We start from the raw sequence: 978 nt of genomic DNA, 5'->3' as shown, positions 1-978 counted from the left end.
TGGACTGCCCCACAAAAGTTGGACAGTTTCAGCTAGCAGCCTTGAGGCCATGAGTCCTGTATCCCACAGGGCTCATGCCATTTAGCTTCAGCTTTATGCGGTCATGGTTGTAGTAGTTTATGTACTCATCCAGCCCAGCTTTCATTTCCGCGACGCTGCCAAAGCGCCTCAGGTGGAAAAACTCGGACTTGAGCGTACCAAAAAAGCTCTCCATCGCAGCATTGTCCAGGCAATTTCCCTTGCGCGACATGCTCTGCTTCAACCCCCGTTCAATCAGCTTGTGCCGATACCGCGCGTGCTGGTAATGCCAGCCTTGATCCGAATGCAGCACCAGTTTGGGGCTGCCTCCCAAGCGCTCGAAGGCCTTGTCCAACATGTTTGTTACCAGCTCGAGTTTCGGCCTGTCCGCTACCTCGTAGGCCACAATTTCACCGTTGTACAAGTCCATCACGGGCGGCAGGTAGACCTTCTGCTCGGCCACTTTGAACTCGGTCACATCTGTTACCCATTTTTGATTTGGACGCTGTGCGATGAAGTTTCGCTCTAGCAGGTTAGGGGCAATTTTGCCTACGGTGCCTTTGTACGAGCGGTACTTCTTCGGGCGTACCAGCGAGCGCAGATTAAGTTTGGTCATCAGCTTTTCTACCAGCCCCTTACTGACCAAGGTCCCTGCCTGGCGGATTACACTCGCCACGCGCCGATAGCCGTAAAGCCCCTTTTCCTTGTCATAGGTATTTTGGATCTGTTGCTTCAGAGCCGCATGCTTATCAGGCTTGGCCTGCGCCTGGCGCTGGTAGTAGAACGTGCTGCGTGGCAAGTCAGCCAATTCCAGAAGCGCATTTACCGGAAAGCAATGTCTGAGCGCTGACACTAACGAGGCTTTTTGCGCTGCCTTCGCTCCTGCTGTTCCAACTCCTCGAGCTTTTTTAGATAAGCATTCTCCATGCGCATCCACTCAAGCTCGCTCAACAATTGCTC

1 pseudogene is annotated in these 978 nt (G+C 53.3%); it reads right to left on the bottom strand.

The features are described from left to right. Positions 1-28: 28 nt before the first annotated feature. Positions 29-978 (bottom strand): annotated as a pseudogene (locus IAE38_RS23650) (IS3 family transposase); the annotation flags it as partial.

The organism is Pseudomonas sp. S32, from assembly GCF_016648095.1.
In the GTDB taxonomy this organism is placed as follows: Bacteria; Pseudomonadota; Gammaproteobacteria; order Pseudomonadales; family Pseudomonadaceae; genus Aquipseudomonas; species Aquipseudomonas parafulva.
The sequence above is the reverse complement of the archived record's forward strand: the minus strand, read 5'-3'. Positions and strand labels throughout refer to the sequence as shown.